This window comes from Metabacillus lacus (genome assembly GCF_009674805.1).
Classification (GTDB): Bacteria; Bacillota; Bacilli; order Bacillales; family Bacillaceae; genus Metabacillus_C; species Metabacillus_C lacus.
This window is the reverse complement of sequence record NZ_WKKI01000002.1, coordinates 51,256-68,112: the sequence shown is the minus strand read 5'-3', so window position 1 is coordinate 68,112 and position 16,857 is coordinate 51,256. Positions and strand designations below refer to the sequence as shown.

Genomic DNA, 16,857 nt, shown 5'->3' with positions numbered 1-16,857 from the left:
TAGAGAAGTTGGTTTTGCCCAGCTTCTCTTTTTTATACCTAAAAACAGTGAAATGAGGTGAAAATCAATGGCCAAAAGTCCCAAAACAGGCATGTATGGTATATGGAGCAGTGTTAGTAAACAGTTTGTATTTGGTATTCAAGAGCCTTCAAAATCAAAAGCGATTCGTAAAATCAAAAAAAAAATCGGTCATGATTGGGCTAAATGGCGCTTCAGTACAAAAGCGATTCAAAAATCTCATGAGCATATGTTTCGCCAAGGATTGATTTATAAGGATGGAGAGCAGCATGAAAGAAAATCCGTACAACTTTAATGAAATCCCAGCTGAATTAAAAGCCCTTCCTCAGTGGATTTTGTGGAAGTCAGAAAAGAAAAACGGCAGATACACTAAAGTTCCTTGCCAAGTGAACGGTGAAATGGCTCAGGCAAATAACCGCCGCACCTGGAGCACCTTTGCAACAGCAGTGAAATTCTACTTAGAAGGCGATTATGACGGAATAGGCTTTGTATTCAGCCGGCAGGATAACTTTATCGGAATTGACATTGATAAGTGTGTTGTGGACGGAAAGCCAAATACTTTTGCAACAGAGATCATTGATACTTTGGACAGTTACACCGAATTTTCTCCTTCGGGCAATGGCATCCACATCATCATCAAGGGTGGCCTTCCACAGTCAGTGATGGGGACGGGGAGGAAAAACACCCAGCATGGTTTGGAAATTTACTCATATGGCCGGTACTTCACTTTTACCGGGAACAGAGAAAATTCCAATGAAGTGTATGACCGGACAGATGAACTGGCCGAAGTATTTGAAAAGTATTTTGATGACAGTGATATTCAGGGCAGAGTGAACTTGGCTGAATTTGAAAATGACGAAATCAAAATATCAAATGAAGCTCTATGGGAGAGGATGTTCCGCAGTAAAAACGGTGATGACATCCGCTCATTGTACAACGGCAATCTAATTAACAATGATCATTCAGCTTCTGACCTGGCTTTATGTAATCACCTTTCCTTTTGGACAGGGAAGTCTGCAACAAGAATAGATACCATGTTCCGGGAATCCGGTCTTATGCGTGACAAATGGGACGTTATCCATTTCAGAGACACAAATGAAACATACGGTGAGAGAACCATTGCCATTGCAATTTCATCTACATCCACAACCATCCTGGACAACAAAGAGGAATTCAATGAATTCTCCTTTGACTTCCACAATGGTGATGCAGCAGAAGTTGTGGAGGAAAAACCAAAGAAGAAATTCCGCTTAACGGAACTAGGAAATGCTGAACGGATTGCATACGAATACGGTCATGTAATCAAATATGTCTCAGATATGGGCTGGCTCATATGGGACGGTAAGCGCTGGAAACTGGACACCAAGAAAGAAATTGAACGGATCACAGCCAAAGTTCTCCGCAACCTTTCCAAGTCAGATGATGAATTAGAGGTAAAGTGGTCCCGGATGTGTGAAAGAAGAAATATCCGGATGAATAGCATTAAAGACCTCATGCCATTGGTTCCAGGGGAACGTGAAGAGTTTGACCGGCATAAATACCTGCTGAATCTCGAAAACGGCATAGTGGACCTGAAAACCGGCAAGCTGCAGCTGCATGATCGTGAACTGGCTTTGACGAAAATATCACCGGTTCCCTTTGACAAAGATGCGAAATGTCCTGAGTGGCTTAATTTCTTGGAACAAATATTCCAGGGGGATAAAGAGCTTATTGAATACATGCAAAGGCTGATTGGATATTCCCTCACCGGAGAGATATCAGAACAAATCATGGTTTTTCTAATCGGTGGAGGTTCTAATGGAAAATCCACTTTCATCAATACCATTAAAGACCTAATGGGCGAATACGGCAAGCAGGCAAAATCAGACACATTCATCAAGAAAAAAGAAACCGGCGCAAATAATGATATTGCTAGATTGGTAGGGGCCCGCTTTGTATCAGCAATTGAAAGTGAAGATGGGGAGCAGTTATCAGAGTCTTTTGTAAAACAGATAACAGGCGGTGAGCCGGTGCTGGCCCGGTTCCTCAGACAAGAATATTTTGAGTTTATTCCAGAGTTCAAAGTATTCTTCACGACAAACCATAAACCAGTCATCAAAGGTGTGGACGAAGGAATCTGGCGGCGCGTTCGATTGGTTCCATTCAATCTGCAGCTACCAAAGGAAAAACGCGACAAAAAGCTTCCGGAGAAATTAAGCCTGGAAATGCCCGGGATTCTTAATTGGGCGATTGAAGGGTGCCTGAAGTGGCAGCAGACGGGGCTGAATGATCCAAGAACCGTTATGAAAGCCACCAGTGATTACAAAGAAGATATGGATATCTTGGGACCATTCTTATACGAACGCTGTTACATTGCCGATGATCAGAAGATATCCGCGAAGGAACTTTATGAAGTTTATTCAAACTGGTGCTTCCAAAATGGTGAGTTTGCTCTCAAGAATCGAGCATTTTACCGCTCACTAGAAACAAAGGGTTTTAAAAAGGAACGCGGCTCCGGAAACAAATTTTACATCATGGGAGTTACTTTACAGGAGCGAAAAGTTAGTCATTTACAGCAAAAGTTACCGAATTTAGATGAAAATCAGCCTGATTCTTCAAAAAGTAACTTTTTCAAAATTACTTGAAACCCTTGAGGCTCTAAGGTTCATGTTACTTTTTTAGTTACTTTAGTTACTTTTGTTACCTAAAAAATATATAACAAAAAAAATAAATATATATAAGTACTTATAGTACAGTAACAACCCGAAATTAGGTAACTTTAGTAACTCGAATTGTTCAATCCCTTGTGGCTCTAAGGTTGAAGCCTGTTTTAAAAAGTAACTTTTCACTAAAAAGCGCTGTTTTTGAGTAACTTTTGCGTAATTATGAGCCCTTTTTAGTAACTATCCAGAAACGAGGTGATCAATTGCAAGTTTTAAAGATCCTCAGTCAAATTTGGAAATCTGGAGCGGATATCTATCTGGATAAAGTCGATAATCGAGTGGCTATCAAAAAGCAAAATCTAATTCCTCCAGAAGTGATGCAAGCTGCCGAAGGGAATTTTTCTAAAATAGATGATTGGTTTAAATCTTGGAAGGATGCCGGCGGGGAGAAAATTACACTTTTAAAAATGGTTTCTCATATTTGTGGATGGCAACTGAACGAAAAGCTTGAGAAATGGTTTTGTGAAGATGAAGAATCTCTCATGTTGTTTATTGATTGGACAGTGGTCCTGGCTAAAAACGGCTGGAAAGACATTTATGAGGACTACCGGAAATACGAAAATGATAAATCAGATGCAATGGCTCAGGAGTTGTATAAACGGGCTGTGGCGCATGCGAAGAAGGGAGCAGGGCAATGAGGGAGATTAAGTTCAGGCAATGGTATCAAAAAACAAATACCATGTTCCAAAGCCTATCGATGAGAGCAAATACAAATGCAGGTGAAGTTGAAATCATTCCTGCTAAGATGACTGGTTACATTCCAATGCAATACACCGGCCTAAAGGATAAGAATGGCAAGGAGATTTATGAGGGGGACTTAGTTAAAGGCAAAGCTTATGAATTTAACGGCTGCCCTAGAATCATCGGAGAGGTAATTTATGATTACTGCGAGTTCAAAGTGAAAAGCAGGCGAGATAATACTTCATTGCTAAAGGCAGAATTAAATACAACTTATGAAGTCATCGGCAACATTTACGAAAACCCTGAACTACTGGAGGTGTAAAAATGAATCAGCCAATAAACCAAAAAATAAATGTCACCTTCTATAAATCTTCTGGAAAATATTATTCATCTGGTACGGCTGTAGTGAACCATTTCATGTTTCAGGATGGCTATAAACAAGACATTGTAAATACTCAAGATTGTTTAATGGACGGATGGCAGGAGCACAGTGATTTTTATGTGGTTACTTCAGCTTCTGATGACGTAGAAGGTTTTCATGAGGGTCTTTATCAACCAGGCGCATTTAAAGGGATTGAAAAGAAATGATCCATTACAGCTACACAGACTCAGAACTTACTAAAATATTAAAAACTCTCACCATTGTCATTGACACCCGGGAAAATGTAAACGGTCATATCTTGGAGTATTTACGGCTGAAAGAAATACCGGTAAAGATTCAAAAATTGGACACCGGTGATTATGGCTGCATGATCCCGAAGAATGAAGAACTGGGAATTGCTCGGGATATTTTCCTAAACAGCCGAGTGGAACGGAAAGCCCACATTGATGAAATTACAGGGAACCTTCAGAAAGACACAGCAACGGCCTTTGAGAACGAATTAATACGTTCTAAAGACATTCCCTTCACATTGATCGTGGAGGACCTCCATGGCTACGAGAAGATGCTCAAAGGGCAATACCGTTCCAAGTACAATCCTTTGGCTCTGCTGGGTAGGTTAAATACCTTCAAAGCTAAGTATAATTTTGAAATTGTTTACATGGATCAGAAATACAGTGGCAACTGGATATATCACCATTTTTACTACCAGGCAAAATATTATCTAAAAACAGGGATTTTTTAATCAAGAAAGCGAGGGGCATATGAAACGTCCAAAAGTGAGCCAAACGGTAATAGATGAATTCTCCAGGATTGTTGACCTGCAGGATCAAAAAGGTTTTGAAAAGTACGGTGTCTCCATTGATGATGCCCAAGATGAAAATTACAGCTGGGAGCTCATGGCACTTGAGGAAACTGCTGATTTGCAGAAGTATCTTGTGAAGCGAATCCAACAGCTAACCAAACAGAACCGGGAATTAAGGCTAGGTCAAAGAAGGATCCTCATGAACAAGCTTATGAACGAAAATTTGAGGTTAGAACAGCAAAATAAAGAACTTGCTGCTGAACGGAATAAATACAAGCAAGCATATAACGCTCTAAGGGACAAGATTATACATCAATTGAACATCACCTCAGATAGCTTGAAATAAAACAAGCAAAGGGGATAGGGAAGATGGGAATTTTATATGACACTGTTATGAAGCAAAAAAGGGAGTTTTTAATCGAGGAACTGAAAAGCATGTCTGTTGTTAAATCTCAGGATGGGAAAGAGCTCCATGAACTTGACTATGACACTTTGGAATATGAACTGGTGCTTGCAGCCTTCCGTTATATTGATACAACTGCAGATGCAAATAAATTTTTCTAGGAGATTGAAAAATGGATTGGTTAAAAGCCACTGATAAGCAATTACAGGCAATCATCAACCATGACGGCCAGTGTCCTCCACAATTACTCTATGAAGCTGTGGAGGAAGCTGTCCGGCGGGATCTATACCATTACTACTTGTGGTACTTTATCACTAAACGGTTTAAGTCGGTACGCTTTGCCGAGCAGCTGTTGCAAATGTCCTTCGATGATATGAAACAGATTATGTACATCAAAGCCTTTGATGCACTCAAACGATACAAGCCTGGCAAATATCCGTTTATATGTTTTTGGGCGAGATTTATGAATACTAAACTAAGTGACTTGAACAGGGACCGGAAAGCAGGAAAGCGTGAAGGGGAGACAGTCACTATTGACGATGAAGAAAAACCGTTTCACTTGGTCAGTGATTACAATGTCGAAAGGCTCGTATTAAACCGGATAACCATAAACAACCTTTTATCCCGCTTAACGCCGCTTGAGAAAGAAGTTGTTCTGTGGAGGGAGCAAGGGTACAAGTTCCCGGAGATAGGGCTTAAAACAGGCTTCACGAGAACGTACATGCACAAAACATATAAACAGGCACTAGCCAAAATGAGGGAGGTACACAATGAATCTAAAAAAGTTGTTTGAAACTCAGCAGGTATTGCGTGAACGTATTGCTTACAATGGGCCGGATCGCTTCAGCAAACTGGTACTGGCATTACTTGTGGAGCTCGGGGAATGTGCAAATGAGCATAGAAGCTTTAAATTTTGGAGCACTGACCAGGAACCGAGAACGAAAAAAGCGCGCCAGCCTTATGTGGATCTTGAAGATGCTGAGTTTTACAATCCAATGCTTGAAGAATATGTGGACGCACTCCATTTTGTCCTGGAGTTGGGGATTGAAAAAGACTACACACCGTCAACACTTAATATTTGGTTAGTTAGCGAAGAAAACATCACCGATTCATTCCTGAGTGTTTATGAAGCAGTTTTGGAATTTGAATTATATTCTTCACCTGACAATTATGATGTATTGTTATTCCGTTTCTTTGAATTAGGTCTGTTTCTCGGATTCAACTGGGAGCAAATAGAACAAGCCTATTACTCTAAGAATCAAATAAACCATCAAAGACAGGATCAAGGTTATTGATCAGCAGATAAAACATTGAGGGGAGTGCTTAGAATGGATGATGCCGATTATCAAGCAATGAGGGAGCTTATTGGCAACCTTACTATCCAGAATAAGCAGTTAAAAAGGGCGAACATCAACAAAAGCAAAGAGAACAAAAACTTGAAACGTGTCATCAAGAAACTAAAGGATGAAGCAGCTAAGGATAGAAAGCCGCATTACCGGAACGGACAGAAGCGCGGCAATGGCATGAACGGGTGATGTGGGTAGTTGACCGAAAGAGCGACAGAAAGGAGCAATTACATGGAAACAGTAAATGTTATTTCAATATCAGGCGGCAAAGATAGTACAGCCCTTTGGTTATTAGCCAGAGAAGAAGAAACTGAAAACATGAAGGTTATTTTTTCAGATGTCGGACACGAACATCCAGAAACCTATAAATATATTGAATACTTGCAAGAAAATCTAGGTGAAATAACAATAATCAAGCCTGATTTTTCTGATCGGATAATGAAAAAGCGTGAAGTGGTACAAACGAAATGGAGAAAAGACTGTGTTCCTGAAAACATTATTGATCAAGCTCTGGAAGTATTGAAACCTACAGGTATACCATTTTTAGATCTTTGTCTCTGGAAAGGTAGATTCCCCTCAACAATGGCTAGATTCTGCACGCAAGAATTGAAGGTAATACCTGTTTACGAGCAGATATATGAGCCTTTATTCCAGCAAGGAAAGCATGTGGTGAGTTGGCAAGGAATCCGAGCGCAAGAGAGCCGAAAAAGAGCATCTATGCCAGAGAGAGAAATGACTCCAGAAGGATATGAAGTCTATCGCCCTTTGATAGATTGGGACGTGTATGATGTTTTCAAAATGCATGATAAGCATGGAATAAAACCTAATCCATTATATACACAAGGAATGGGACGGGTTGGATGTATGCCGTGTATAAATAGTCGGAAAGATGAACTGTTTGAAATAGCAAGAAGATTCCCTGAGGAAATTGAAAGAGTCTCCGATTGGGAAAGGATAGTGGGGCTAGCTTCCAAGAGAGGATCAGCTACATTCTTTACGAGCGATGAACGGGGACATGGAATAAAAGAGGTTGTGGAATGGTCAAAGACATCACGAGGCGGCAAAAATTATGATTTAGAGAAAATTATTGCATTAGATGATGTCCCGACCTGTTCCAGTCAATATGGACTTTGCGAGTGATGAACAATCCGATTAGAAAGTACAGTAGACAAAAAATGTGCAGTAGAAGGAGCGAATAAATTGAAGCGAAAGCTCAAAACAAAAGCACTATTAAACAATTCATTTCACTTTGTATTCGGTTTACTGTGGTTGATACCGCTAGGACTTTCACAATTCTTTAAATTGAAAGGTAAAACATTTGATTGGTTAAAAAGTAAAGTCGAATACCACATTCGTAAAATGAATTAGGGCGTAATACGATTAAAAAGTACAGTAGACTCAAAATACGCATTAAAGGAGAGGGATGAAAAAATGAAGCATTCAGATTGTTATTACAAAATATCGTTAAGGTCGAAGTACACAGATGATGAATACGTAGAAGTTTATATAAAAGGCGATAAAAAGAAACTTGTAGCATTTCTAATGGACATAGGGGATAGCTTCTATGTATCTATTTTAGATGTAAATACAGAAGGCTACATCTTAAAACGGAAAGAAGCACCAGTCGAAGTAACACCGGATTGATGAACAGTCCGATGAGAAAACGAAGGAGGATAACAATGGAATACTTTGTACCCTGTCCTTGTGATGGGAAAGAAACACCTTGTTACAGTTGTGTTGGAACCGGAAAGATCGGACCTTTGTCTGTTTATGAATATATGATGTACTACGATAAAGAGCGTAAAAAGTCGATGATCAAATCACAAAAAGTCGTGAGAACATTTCCTAAGTCGTGGACAAACTCAACAAAAAAATTAACAGAAGCTTTGGATCAAGGATGGATTGTGGTGATGTCTAACCCTTTTGATTGCGGAGACGGAACAAAAGGGATGGAGTACATTCTCGAAAAGGTCATGAATGAAGGAGGCAAAGGATTATGAATATCATTCAAGCTCTTGAACAGATGCAGGCAACGCTGCGGGATCTTTCTCCGGTGTTATGGAGTTATAAAGAGAACCTTGTAAAGCAAGGATTCACTGAAGAGCAAGCTTTTGCTTTAGTAAAAGATTATCAGAACACTATTCTTTCTAACGGAAAGTAGGGAGGGTGCAAAATTGCAATCTGTCTGGAGTCAATATAAATGCGATATCTGTCTACATGAATTTAAAGTTAAGTTTGAAATCTCAGCATTTACCGAAGATGAAGTGTCTTGTTGCCCGGTCTGTAGTCATGAAAAAATAACATTCATGGGTGATGAATAGACTAAGCTGAAGAAGAACAAAAGTATAAAAATAGCGATATAAGAAAGAGGTGGGTGAAATGAAACGGTACAGGATTACTTATAAGCAGGAATTTATGGGAGAAATTCTCCAAAACTCATATACAAGAACCGTTAGCAACTCAGTAGAGTTACAAGACGCTATTAACGCATTGTACGATGATCCCCATGTATTTCATGTAGATTATGAGGAACTAAAGAGTTAGTAATGCAGATTCCGATAAGAAGTGAAGGAGGAATACTTATGAAAAGAGTAGCAATAAGGGTTACTTTAGAAAGGGAAATCTGGTTAAAAAAAGACGTTTGGGAAAGTTTTGGAGAACAGCTCCCTACAGACGTAGAGGATTTAGAAATGTTAGAAGCAGAATGTTTACTGACCAACACTGAACTTAAGGGTGCAGGTGTTATCAGCGAATTTGAATTGACAGACTAATGAACTATTCGATTAAAAAGGTCACTACTAACCTAGTGGCCTTTCATTTTTATTTAGAAATTTTTTCTATATAATTTAAAAACCATTTAAGTTATTTGCTTTTATACCTGTTAAATTTATATTATCGGAAATTGATTAAGACACACTTTTTACTCCATTCCTGGTTGTGGATGACTGCTCGGTGCAGCATACCACAGCTCATACCTGCCTCCTCAGGATGCGGTGATCTCAGCTGCTAAAGGTTTGGATCGGGACGGCTCGCCATCTGCCGCAGTAAAGATGGTAAATGAACATCTCTAAATCTATGTTATATCGTCTGTCGGCCTGGAAAACCAACAGACACTTTGTATAAGGCCACCATTGTGTGGCTCTTTTTTATGCAGACTGTCTTGATGAAAGGAGATGCACAATCATTAATACAGATACCGGTAATCAAAAAGAAACAACACCATTAACAATAAACGTCAGCATTACTGATACGGAATTATTTACAGACTTCTATTACTTATCCCTGTGGATGTTCAGGAGATTACCAAAACACCATCAAGATCCAGCATATAAACAAGTTGTTGAACTATTAGGTGGTCAATTCGATTTGGAAGAGTTTGATGTATTGAGGAAAAGATAATGACTGAATACAAATCAAAAGAACAAAAGAAGAAGTTCTACAATTCAAAGTCATGGAAAGAACTCCGCTTATTAGCACTGGATAGGGACAACAGGGAATGCCAGGAGTGCAAGCGTCAAGGCAAGTTTAATCATGGGCAAAACGTCCATCACATTAAAGAGATTTATTTCTACCCTGAATTAGCACTCGATTTAGACAACCTTGAAACCGTCTGTATCAATTGCCATAACATTGAACATAAAAGAACCTTTGCACACATCAATCCAAATAAAAGCACAAAGAAAATTTGGCAAGACGAAAGGTGGTAAAGGATATGAACGCATATCAAAAACAATTAATAAATAGCAAAATTGAAAATTTGGAAATACATGAGAGAGAAATTCAATCTTACATTAATGATTTGAAAGTCAGTTTAAGAATTCAGGAAGAACAGTTAGCGAAAATTCAAACGGAAAAGAAAGCATTGCAAGAATAACACCCCCCCATCAAAAAATCCAAGACTGAATTTCATCTGGAAGACCGGGGCGATGGGTTGACCGGCAAATGTTTTATCGAAAAACGCGCACATTAGGGGCATATAGGGGGGAGGGGGTATCTTGAATGGGATGTTAGAGCAATTAAAAGAGCAGCTGATGGCTAGAATTGATACAGATGATCTGTTGGAAGTTGATAAAGTCAATCGGTATATAAAATTGCGTGAGTTGGATCTAGCGTGCAGTGAAGCGATTGACAAAGACGGGGCAACAATAGTAATTGAAAATGGATCACAGCGGTTTATAAAGGCGCATCCATCTATGAATGAAAAGAGTAAATTGAATTCACAGATGATTGCTCTTGAGAAAAGCATTAATTTTACCAACGGGAGTCTTGTCCCTGCCTCCCCTGCATCATCTGTGGAAGGGAAACAAGGCGATTATGAACCCGGTGATCTTGTGTGATACGACAAAAATATGTTGATGAATATATTCAGCTTTATAAAACAGGGAAAATCAAGCTAAACAAAGAGCGATTACTGTTAATAAAGTTTGTTCAAAAAAACATTTTAAATAATAATGATGTGTATTTTGATGACGAATTAATTGAGAAGTGTATCGCATTCGGTGAAAAGTGGTATTTCCCACTGGCTGCATTCCAGAAATTCTTGATTGCATTCGTTTTTTTATTTTGGAAAAAGAATAATCGTGTGGTATTCCGTAAGTTTCTCTGGATGCTTGGGCGTGGCGGCGGTAAGAATGGTTTGATCACTGTTATTTCAAACTTTCTTATTAGTGAGCTTCATGGAATTGAAGATTATAATATTTCGATTGTAGCAAACAGTGAGGAACAGGCAAAAACATCGGTTGACGAAGCTTATAAGTGCGTGAAGAAACATGAGGTGCTGCAGAGGGCATTTAAGGCCACCTTGACCAAAGTTGTTTCCAAGAAAACAAACTCAATATTCACCTTCAGAACATCGAACGGCGGCACAAAGGATGGTCTGAGGGACGGCGCTGTTATCTTTGACGAGATTCACCAATATGAAGATAACAAAGATGTCCGGGTTCACATTTCCGGTCTTGGTAAAAAGCCGAATCCGAGAGAGTTTTACATTGGTACTGATGGATATGTTCGGGAGGGTTTCCTGGATAAGTTGAAAGAAAAAGCCATGAAGGTGCTTAATGGTGAAGCTCGCTGGAACTCTCTTTTCCCGTTCATCTGCAAACTGGATGATGAAGCAGAAGCTAACCATCCGGATAAGTGGGAAAAGGCTAATCCCATGTTGTGCGAGCCCAGAAGCGATTATGCTCAAGGTCTTTTCGACACCATCTATGAAGAGTATGAGGATTTGGAAGAAGATCCATCGAACTATGAGGAATTTATGACCAAAAGGATGAACCTCCCAAAAGTCGATTTAGAAAAGTCGGTTGCAACTTGGGAGGAAATCGAAGCGACTAACCGCGAAATGCCGGATCTATCAGGGCAAGAATGTATTGGAAGCCTGGACTTTGCTTCCATCCGAGACTTTGCAGCATGCGGTCTTTTATTCAGGGATGAAGAAGAAAATTATATCTTTAAAACTCATTCATTTGTGCGAAAAGAATTTGTGGACAAACACTATGCGTATTCCAGAAAGAATAACGACAATGTTAAAAACCAAATAAAATTAGCGCCTATCCGGGAATGGGAGCAGCAGGGATTGTTAACTGTTGTCAACGAACCCACTATCAATCCACAGATAATTGTTCAATGGTTTGTCCAGATGCGGGAGCATTATCTGATAAAAAAGGTTGTTGCTGATAACTTTAGGATGGAAATTTTAAGGCCATTTTTTGAAGAAGAAGGTTTTGAAGTTGAGATACTTAGAAATCCGAGAGCCATCCACAGTTTGTTGGCTCCTAGAATAGAAACAGCCTTCGCTAATAAGAAAATAATATTCGGAGACAATCCAATGCAACGATGGTATACAAATAATGTTCTTGTGGTTACGGACAAGAGAGGGAACAAAGAATACATGAAAAAAGAACAAGTAAAACGTAAAACGGATGGTTTCCAAGCATTTGTACATGGGATGTACCGGGCAGATGAAATACAGCTAGGAAATGACTTTTTCCTTGATGCGATTAGCTTTTAAAGGGGGTGAGAATTATTGGGTTGGTTAGATGCAATATTCAAGCGAAATAGTGAACTTGGTTATATGTTCGATGTGGAGTTTTTGCAAGACACCCGGACTAGAATCCATATGAAGAGATTAGCCATTGATACCTGCGCCTCCTTTTTAGGAAGGACGATAAGCCAGGCAGAGTTCCGCGTGAAGGATGGAAAAGATTACGTCAAACAGCACCTTTATTATCGCTTGAATGTGCGGCCTAACAAAAATATGACGGCCAGCACCTTTTGGCAGACGGTAATCGAGAAACTTATCTATGACAATGAGTGTCTGATTATCCAGGCAGATGATGATGATTTGTTGATTGCTGATGATTTTGAACACAATCAATATGCTGTGTGGGAAGACACTTTTTTCAATGTAAGAATTAAAGATTACGAGTTCCAGAGAATATTTAAACAGAGTGAAGTTTTGCATCTGCGGTATAAGAATGAAGAACTATCACCTCTTATTGACAGTCTGTTTAATGACTATGGTGATTTGTTTGGCCGGATTCTGAGTGCTCAGAAACGTAAGAATCAAATTCGCGGAACTGTAGAAATGGATATGTTGGCGGCAAAGGATGAAAAAACAAAACAGAAGCTTCAAGAATTCATTGACAATATGTATAAGGCAATAGAAGAGAAGGATGTTGCCCTCATTCCGGAGCAAAAAGGTATTAAATACACTGAGCATTATGACGGCACTGGGAATGTTCCTACTGTGGATGAAATCAACAAAGTAACAAACGGTTTTTTAAACTTAGTTGCAATGGCTATCGGCATTCCGATTGGCTTACTGCATGGCGATATGGCCGATGTGGAAAAGCAGACCAAAAATTATATGCTATTCACCATTAATCCTTTACTAAAAAAAATAAAGGATGAAGGAAATAACAAGTTCTTTTCACAGAATGAATACTTAGAAGGAAAGCAGCTTGAAGTGCAAGGTGTCTCTTATCAGAGCATATTTGACCTTGCTACAAGCATTGATAAGCTTATTGCTTCCGGATCCTTTACGCGTAATCAAATCAGAATGGCAACAGGACACGATGCTGCTGATGATCCTGAACTGGACAAGTATGTTATCACGAAGAACTATCAAGAAGTCGGAACAGTTAAAGGAGGTGATAATGAGTGAAACAAATGAAGCGGAAATTTGGTTTTAAGAATGAAAAATATAACGAGCAATTAGCAAATATTCCTCATAACTTTGCTGCCATACACAATGCAGACACTGGAGTCAGCGAAATAACTATTTATGGTGACATCGGTGACTCATGGTTTTGGGACTCCACTTCAGCGGCAGATGTTGACAATGCTTTGAAAGAAGCCGGCAACAATGATCTGGTTATTCACCTTAATTCTCCGGGTGGCAGTGCCTTTGATGGGATTGCTATATACAACCGTCTGAAAGCCCATAAGGGCAAGGTGACAATCAATGTTGACGGATGGGCTTGCTCTGCGGCTTCTATTATCGCTATGGCGGCAGACGAGTTGATCATGGGAGCAGGAGCCATGATGATGATTCATGAAGCTTCTACCATCGTATGGGGCAGCAAGACCAACATGAGAAAAGAAGCTGACATGCTTGAGAAGCTTGAAGATGGGATCATTGACATCTACATGCTTAAAGCTCAAAAAGAGCGGGAAGAGATCCGCACAATGGTCAATGAAGAGACTTGGTTCAGTGCAAATGAGGCTGTTGAAATCGGTTTTGCCACATCCACTGCAACAACTGTGGAGGACACCACCTCCGAAGAATTGGCACAATTAAAAGCACAGATGAATGCTATGCAAGAAGAAATAAACCAATATAAAAACCAACAAAAAGAGCCAGAGCAAGTACCGGCAGCAACTGCTAAACGGAACTTGAACACGCTCTTTTTAAATTTATAAGAATTGAGGGATAACATAATGACAATTAGATTTAATAAATCAGAAGAATTCAAGAAAGCGAAAGCAGCCCTTGCTAAAGCGATGACAGAAGGAACGGAAGCTGAACAACAATCAGAGTTCGTTAACTATCTGGATGTGCTTCAATCCGAAGTGACAGCAGAAGTGGCGAAGCAAGTAAATGTGGAAATGATGGATCGCTCTATCTTGCAAAACCGCGGACAAAACGTACTTACATCTGAGGAAACAAAGTTTTTCCAGAATGCGATTGATAAAAAAGGATTTGATGAAGATTCAATCTTGCCGGTTACAACTCAAGACAGAATCTTTGAAGATCTAGTTGCAGAGCATCCATTACTAAATGCACTCGGTCTTGTGGATATGGGTGCTGTTACTCGTATCATTACTTCTGACCCTGAAGGCGCAGCTGTGTGGGGGCCGCTATTCGGTGATATTAAAGGGCAGCTCGGTGCAACATTCGGTGAAGAAGAAATTACTCAGCTTAAATTGACTGCATTCGCTGTAGTGCCTAATGACATGCTTGAACTTGGTCCAGTATGGGTTGAGCGTTATGTCCGCACAATCGCTGTAGAAGCTATCTCTGTGGGCCTTGAAAGAGGGTTTGTATTAGGTGGCGGTGCTGCTAAACATGAGCCTGTAGGATTGACAAAAGACGTTCGTCCAGACGGAGCTGTAGTGGACAAAGCACCAAGTGGCGTACTTACTTTTGAACCTGGAAGAACTACAGTTACAGAGCTTAAAAATGTTGTAAAAGGTCTTTCCAAAAATGCAAAAGGTAAAGTTCGCAGAGTGGCCGGCAGAATTGTTGCTGTTGTTAACCCATTTGATCACTTTGACATTGTGGCAGCTTCTACAACACAAAATTCAAACGGTGTTTACACTTCCAATCTACCATTCAACCCGCAAATCGTTGAGTCTGAGTTTGTGACAGAAGGAACAGTGATCTTCTTCATCAGAGGCGAATACCTGGCAGTCACAGCTGGCGGCTACAAGTTAAAGAAATTTGACCAAACTCTTGCCATCGAAGATGCTACGCTCTACACGATCAAGCAATTTGCAAACGGTAAGCCAAGAGACAACAATTCTTCTGTGGTGTACACATTAAACATTGAAGATGGAGTGTCAGGGGTTCCCGAAGTATAAAACGGAGGTGATGTAAATGGACATCACACCAGGCATTCTGGAGCGTTTTAAGGGGCGCATGCGTATCACTCATAGCAGTGAAGATGAAACGCTCATTGAAATGCTCCAAGCATCCTATGAGGATATACAGGGTAAGTGTGGCACATTTGATATTACTTCAAATCTGAGAGGCCGAGAACTTGTTTTTGAACGTACCAGGTATGTTTATAATGATGCCCTTGAGTATTTTAATGACAATTTTCTCAGTCAGTTAAACAGCTTTGGATTTGATAATGTGCTGGAAGAAGGTGACGGTTATGAGGGATAACAAATATAAACCTCAGAGGGTTCACTCTGGTGAGCTCCGGACACCTGTCACCTTTTTTGAATATGTTGCTAATGATGGTCCGATGCCCGGTGAATCCGAAGCGCGGACCATTTTTAATGCATGGGCTAAAATCGACCAAGTGTGGCTGAAGGACTTAGAACTAGCCAAATCAAACGGCACGTTATCAGATGTAACAATCACTATCCGGGATCCGCAAGCTGAGTTTATTCCGAGTAATAAACACTATCTTGAAATAGACTCTGCCGAATACCGCGGGAGCCATTACAATATAAAAAAAGTGCAGCCTAACATGCAAGACAGGCGCTTTATTGACATTGTTGCGGGGTTATCACAATGACAGTGAGAATAACTGGTATGAACAGAGTCCTGAATGAACTTAACAGTAGGTTAGGTCCAGCCAGAGTCCAGGTAATTACTGATATAGGGTTAAGAAGAGGCGCAAGAAAGTTTGTAGAAGAATTGGAAAAGGAATTCCTGAGGTTCAAAGACACAGGGGCTTCTATTGATGAAATAACAATAGCAGATCCTGTTTCTATAATGGGTGTTCGTACAATTAGAGTTCATTGGAAGGGCCCTAAAGGTAGATACAGAGTCATCCATTTAAACGAATTTGGCACAGTAAAAAACCCTAATCCGCAAGGTAAAGGGGCAGTTGCTAGAGCAATGAGAAATGCTCAGAGAGCTTATCAAGAAGCCATCAAGCAAGCCATAAGGGAGGGGATGTAAAAGTGATATATAAAATTCATGAAGCTTTTATCGCTGATCCCCTTATTGCTTCAAAAGTCGGCAAAAGGATTAAATTTTATGAGTACCCTGCAGCCGGTGATGTATCTGGACCAATTATAGTTATTGATCCAATTGCTCCACCTATACCCACAGATTACGCTGACAACGATTGGCTCACAGAGGAATATCTTTTCCAGATTGAGGTCTGGTCCAAAAGTAAAACGGACACAGATGCTATTGCTAAACGAATGCAAAGGATCATGTGGAAAGAGATAGGCTTTGGTCAGAGCGGGAGTGGCGTGGACGAATGGGACAAGGACTTTGGAATTTTCCGCGATGCCAGGCGTTATACCGGCAAAGCATATATAAACTAAGGAGCTGAATA

The 16,857-nt window shown here is 40.1% G+C and carries 28 protein-coding genes; all 28 read left to right on the top strand.

The annotated features are described in order from the left end of the window. The first annotated feature begins 67 nt into the window (after positions 1-67). The 28 genes from GJU40_RS01675 to GJU40_RS01540 all read left to right on the top strand — a co-directional run bounded on the left by GJU40_RS01675 (position 68) and on the right by GJU40_RS01540 (position 16,846). Positions 68-313 carry a hypothetical protein gene (locus tag GJU40_RS01675; RefSeq protein ID WP_170289298.1) on the top strand — a complete coding sequence of 82 codons (246 nt, stop codon included), beginning with the start codon at positions 68-70 and terminating at the stop codon, positions 311-313. Next, a complete protein-coding gene (locus GJU40_RS01670; RefSeq protein ID WP_154306005.1) occupies positions 288-2,642 on the top strand; it encodes a phage/plasmid primase, P4 family in 2,355 nt (784 codons plus the stop codon). Before GJU40_RS01675 ends, GJU40_RS01670 begins: the two co-directional genes overlap by 26 nt. A 281-nt stretch (positions 2,643-2,923) precedes the next feature. Continuing rightward, on the top strand, positions 2,924-3,358 hold the full coding sequence (locus tag GJU40_RS01665; RefSeq protein WP_154306190.1) for a hypothetical protein: 435 nt from the start codon (positions 2,924-2,926) through the stop codon (positions 3,356-3,358). Next, positions 3,355-3,723 carry a YopX family protein gene (locus GJU40_RS01660; protein WP_154306004.1) on the top strand — a complete coding sequence of 123 codons (369 nt, stop codon included), beginning with the start codon at positions 3,355-3,357 and terminating at the stop codon, positions 3,721-3,723. The genes GJU40_RS01665 and GJU40_RS01660 overlap by 4 nt, the downstream gene beginning before the upstream one ends. 2 nt (positions 3,724-3,725) lie before the next feature. Next, positions 3,726-3,989, top strand: coding sequence for a hypothetical protein (locus tag GJU40_RS01655; RefSeq protein ID WP_154306003.1), 264 nt, complete (start codon positions 3,726-3,728; stop codon positions 3,987-3,989). After that, positions 3,986-4,525, top strand: coding sequence for an ERCC4 domain-containing protein (locus tag GJU40_RS01650; protein WP_154306002.1), 540 nt, complete (start codon positions 3,986-3,988; stop codon positions 4,523-4,525). The genes GJU40_RS01655 and GJU40_RS01650 overlap by 4 nt, the downstream gene beginning before the upstream one ends. 19 nt (positions 4,526-4,544) lie before the next feature. Continuing rightward, complete coding sequence (locus GJU40_RS01645) at positions 4,545-4,931, top strand: hypothetical protein (protein WP_154306001.1); 387 nt, start codon at positions 4,545-4,547, stop codon at positions 4,929-4,931. Positions 4,932-4,954: 23 nt separating this feature from the next. After that, complete coding sequence (locus GJU40_RS01640) at positions 4,955-5,149, top strand: hypothetical protein (RefSeq protein ID WP_154306000.1); 195 nt, start codon at positions 4,955-4,957, stop codon at positions 5,147-5,149. A gap of 11 nt (positions 5,150-5,160) precedes the next feature. Further along, positions 5,161-5,781, top strand: coding sequence for a sigma-70 family RNA polymerase sigma factor (locus GJU40_RS01635; RefSeq protein WP_154305999.1), 621 nt, complete (start codon positions 5,161-5,163; stop codon positions 5,779-5,781). Next, a complete protein-coding gene (locus GJU40_RS01630; protein ID WP_154305998.1) occupies positions 5,759-6,283 on the top strand; it encodes a dUTP diphosphatase in 525 nt (174 codons plus the stop codon). The genes GJU40_RS01635 and GJU40_RS01630 overlap by 23 nt, the downstream gene beginning before the upstream one ends. Before the next feature lie 33 nt (positions 6,284-6,316). Next, the gene (locus GJU40_RS01625) at positions 6,317-6,523 is read left to right on the top strand and encodes a hypothetical protein (RefSeq protein ID WP_154305997.1); all 207 of its coding nucleotides are present in this window, start codon (positions 6,317-6,319) and stop codon (positions 6,521-6,523) included. A 42-nt stretch (positions 6,524-6,565) separates the two neighbouring features. Beyond that, a complete protein-coding gene (locus tag GJU40_RS01620; protein ID WP_154305996.1) occupies positions 6,566-7,474 on the top strand; it encodes a phosphoadenosine phosphosulfate reductase domain-containing protein in 909 nt (302 codons plus the stop codon). A 291-nt stretch (positions 7,475-7,765) separates the two neighbouring features. After that, positions 7,766-7,978, top strand: coding sequence for a hypothetical protein (locus GJU40_RS01615; RefSeq protein WP_154305995.1), 213 nt, complete (start codon positions 7,766-7,768; stop codon positions 7,976-7,978). Between the two features lie 35 nt (positions 7,979-8,013). Beyond that, the gene (locus tag GJU40_RS01610) at positions 8,014-8,334 is read left to right on the top strand and encodes a hypothetical protein (RefSeq protein ID WP_154305994.1); all 321 of its coding nucleotides are present in this window, start codon (positions 8,014-8,016) and stop codon (positions 8,332-8,334) included. After that, entirely contained in the window at positions 8,331-8,495 is a 165-nt protein-coding gene (locus tag GJU40_RS01605) for a hypothetical protein (RefSeq protein ID WP_154305993.1), read from the top strand. The genes GJU40_RS01610 and GJU40_RS01605 overlap by 4 nt, the downstream gene beginning before the upstream one ends. Positions 8,496-8,713: 218 nt before the next feature. Next, on the top strand, positions 8,714-8,878 hold the full coding sequence (locus GJU40_RS20640; RefSeq protein ID WP_170289297.1) for a hypothetical protein: 165 nt from the start codon (positions 8,714-8,716) through the stop codon (positions 8,876-8,878). 38 nt (positions 8,879-8,916) lie between these two features. Continuing rightward, positions 8,917-9,105, top strand: coding sequence for a hypothetical protein (locus GJU40_RS01600; protein ID WP_154305992.1), 189 nt, complete (start codon positions 8,917-8,919; stop codon positions 9,103-9,105). A gap of 627 nt (positions 9,106-9,732) precedes the next feature. Next, complete coding sequence (locus GJU40_RS01590) at positions 9,733-10,041, top strand: HNH endonuclease (RefSeq protein ID WP_154305990.1); 309 nt, start codon at positions 9,733-9,735, stop codon at positions 10,039-10,041. Positions 10,042-10,046: 5 nt separating this feature from the next. Beyond that, a complete protein-coding gene (locus tag GJU40_RS01585) occupies positions 10,047-10,208 on the top strand; it encodes a hypothetical protein (RefSeq protein WP_154305989.1) in 162 nt (53 codons plus the stop codon). A 121-nt stretch (positions 10,209-10,329) separates the two neighbouring features. Continuing rightward, positions 10,330-10,671 carry a terminase gene (locus tag GJU40_RS01580; protein WP_154305988.1) on the top strand — a complete coding sequence of 114 codons (342 nt, stop codon included), beginning with the start codon at positions 10,330-10,332 and terminating at the stop codon, positions 10,669-10,671. Beyond that, entirely contained in the window at positions 10,668-12,344 is a 1,677-nt protein-coding gene (locus GJU40_RS01575; protein WP_343031336.1) for a terminase TerL endonuclease subunit, read from the top strand. The genes GJU40_RS01580 and GJU40_RS01575 overlap by 4 nt, the downstream gene beginning before the upstream one ends. A gap of 63 nt (positions 12,345-12,407) precedes the next feature. Then, positions 12,408-13,499 carry a phage portal protein gene (locus tag GJU40_RS01570; protein WP_154306188.1) on the top strand — a complete coding sequence of 364 codons (1,092 nt, stop codon included), beginning with the start codon at positions 12,408-12,410 and terminating at the stop codon, positions 13,497-13,499. A gap of 5 nt (positions 13,500-13,504) precedes the next feature. Further along, on the top strand, positions 13,505-14,257 hold the full coding sequence (locus tag GJU40_RS01565; RefSeq protein ID WP_154306187.1) for a head maturation protease, ClpP-related: 753 nt from the start codon (positions 13,505-13,507) through the stop codon (positions 14,255-14,257). Positions 14,258-14,275: 18 nt separating this feature from the next. Continuing rightward, the gene (locus GJU40_RS01560) at positions 14,276-15,418 is read left to right on the top strand and encodes a phage major capsid protein (RefSeq protein WP_154305987.1); all 1,143 of its coding nucleotides are present in this window, start codon (positions 14,276-14,278) and stop codon (positions 15,416-15,418) included. 16 nt (positions 15,419-15,434) lie between these two features. Further along, the gene (locus GJU40_RS01555) at positions 15,435-15,725 is read left to right on the top strand and encodes a head-tail connector protein (protein WP_154305986.1); all 291 of its coding nucleotides are present in this window, start codon (positions 15,435-15,437) and stop codon (positions 15,723-15,725) included. Beyond that, complete coding sequence (locus tag GJU40_RS01550; RefSeq protein WP_154305985.1) at positions 15,715-16,083, top strand: phage head completion protein; 369 nt, start codon at positions 15,715-15,717, stop codon at positions 16,081-16,083. Before GJU40_RS01555 ends, GJU40_RS01550 begins: the two co-directional genes overlap by 11 nt. Next, on the top strand, positions 16,080-16,472 hold the full coding sequence (locus GJU40_RS01545) for a hypothetical protein (RefSeq protein ID WP_154305984.1): 393 nt from the start codon (positions 16,080-16,082) through the stop codon (positions 16,470-16,472). The genes GJU40_RS01550 and GJU40_RS01545 overlap by 4 nt, the downstream gene beginning before the upstream one ends. Before the next feature lie 2 nt (positions 16,473-16,474). After that, positions 16,475-16,846, top strand: a complete 372-nt coding sequence (locus tag GJU40_RS01540) for a hypothetical protein (RefSeq protein ID WP_154305983.1) — start codon at positions 16,475-16,477, stop codon at positions 16,844-16,846. The last annotated feature ends 11 nt before the right edge of the window (positions 16,847-16,857 follow it).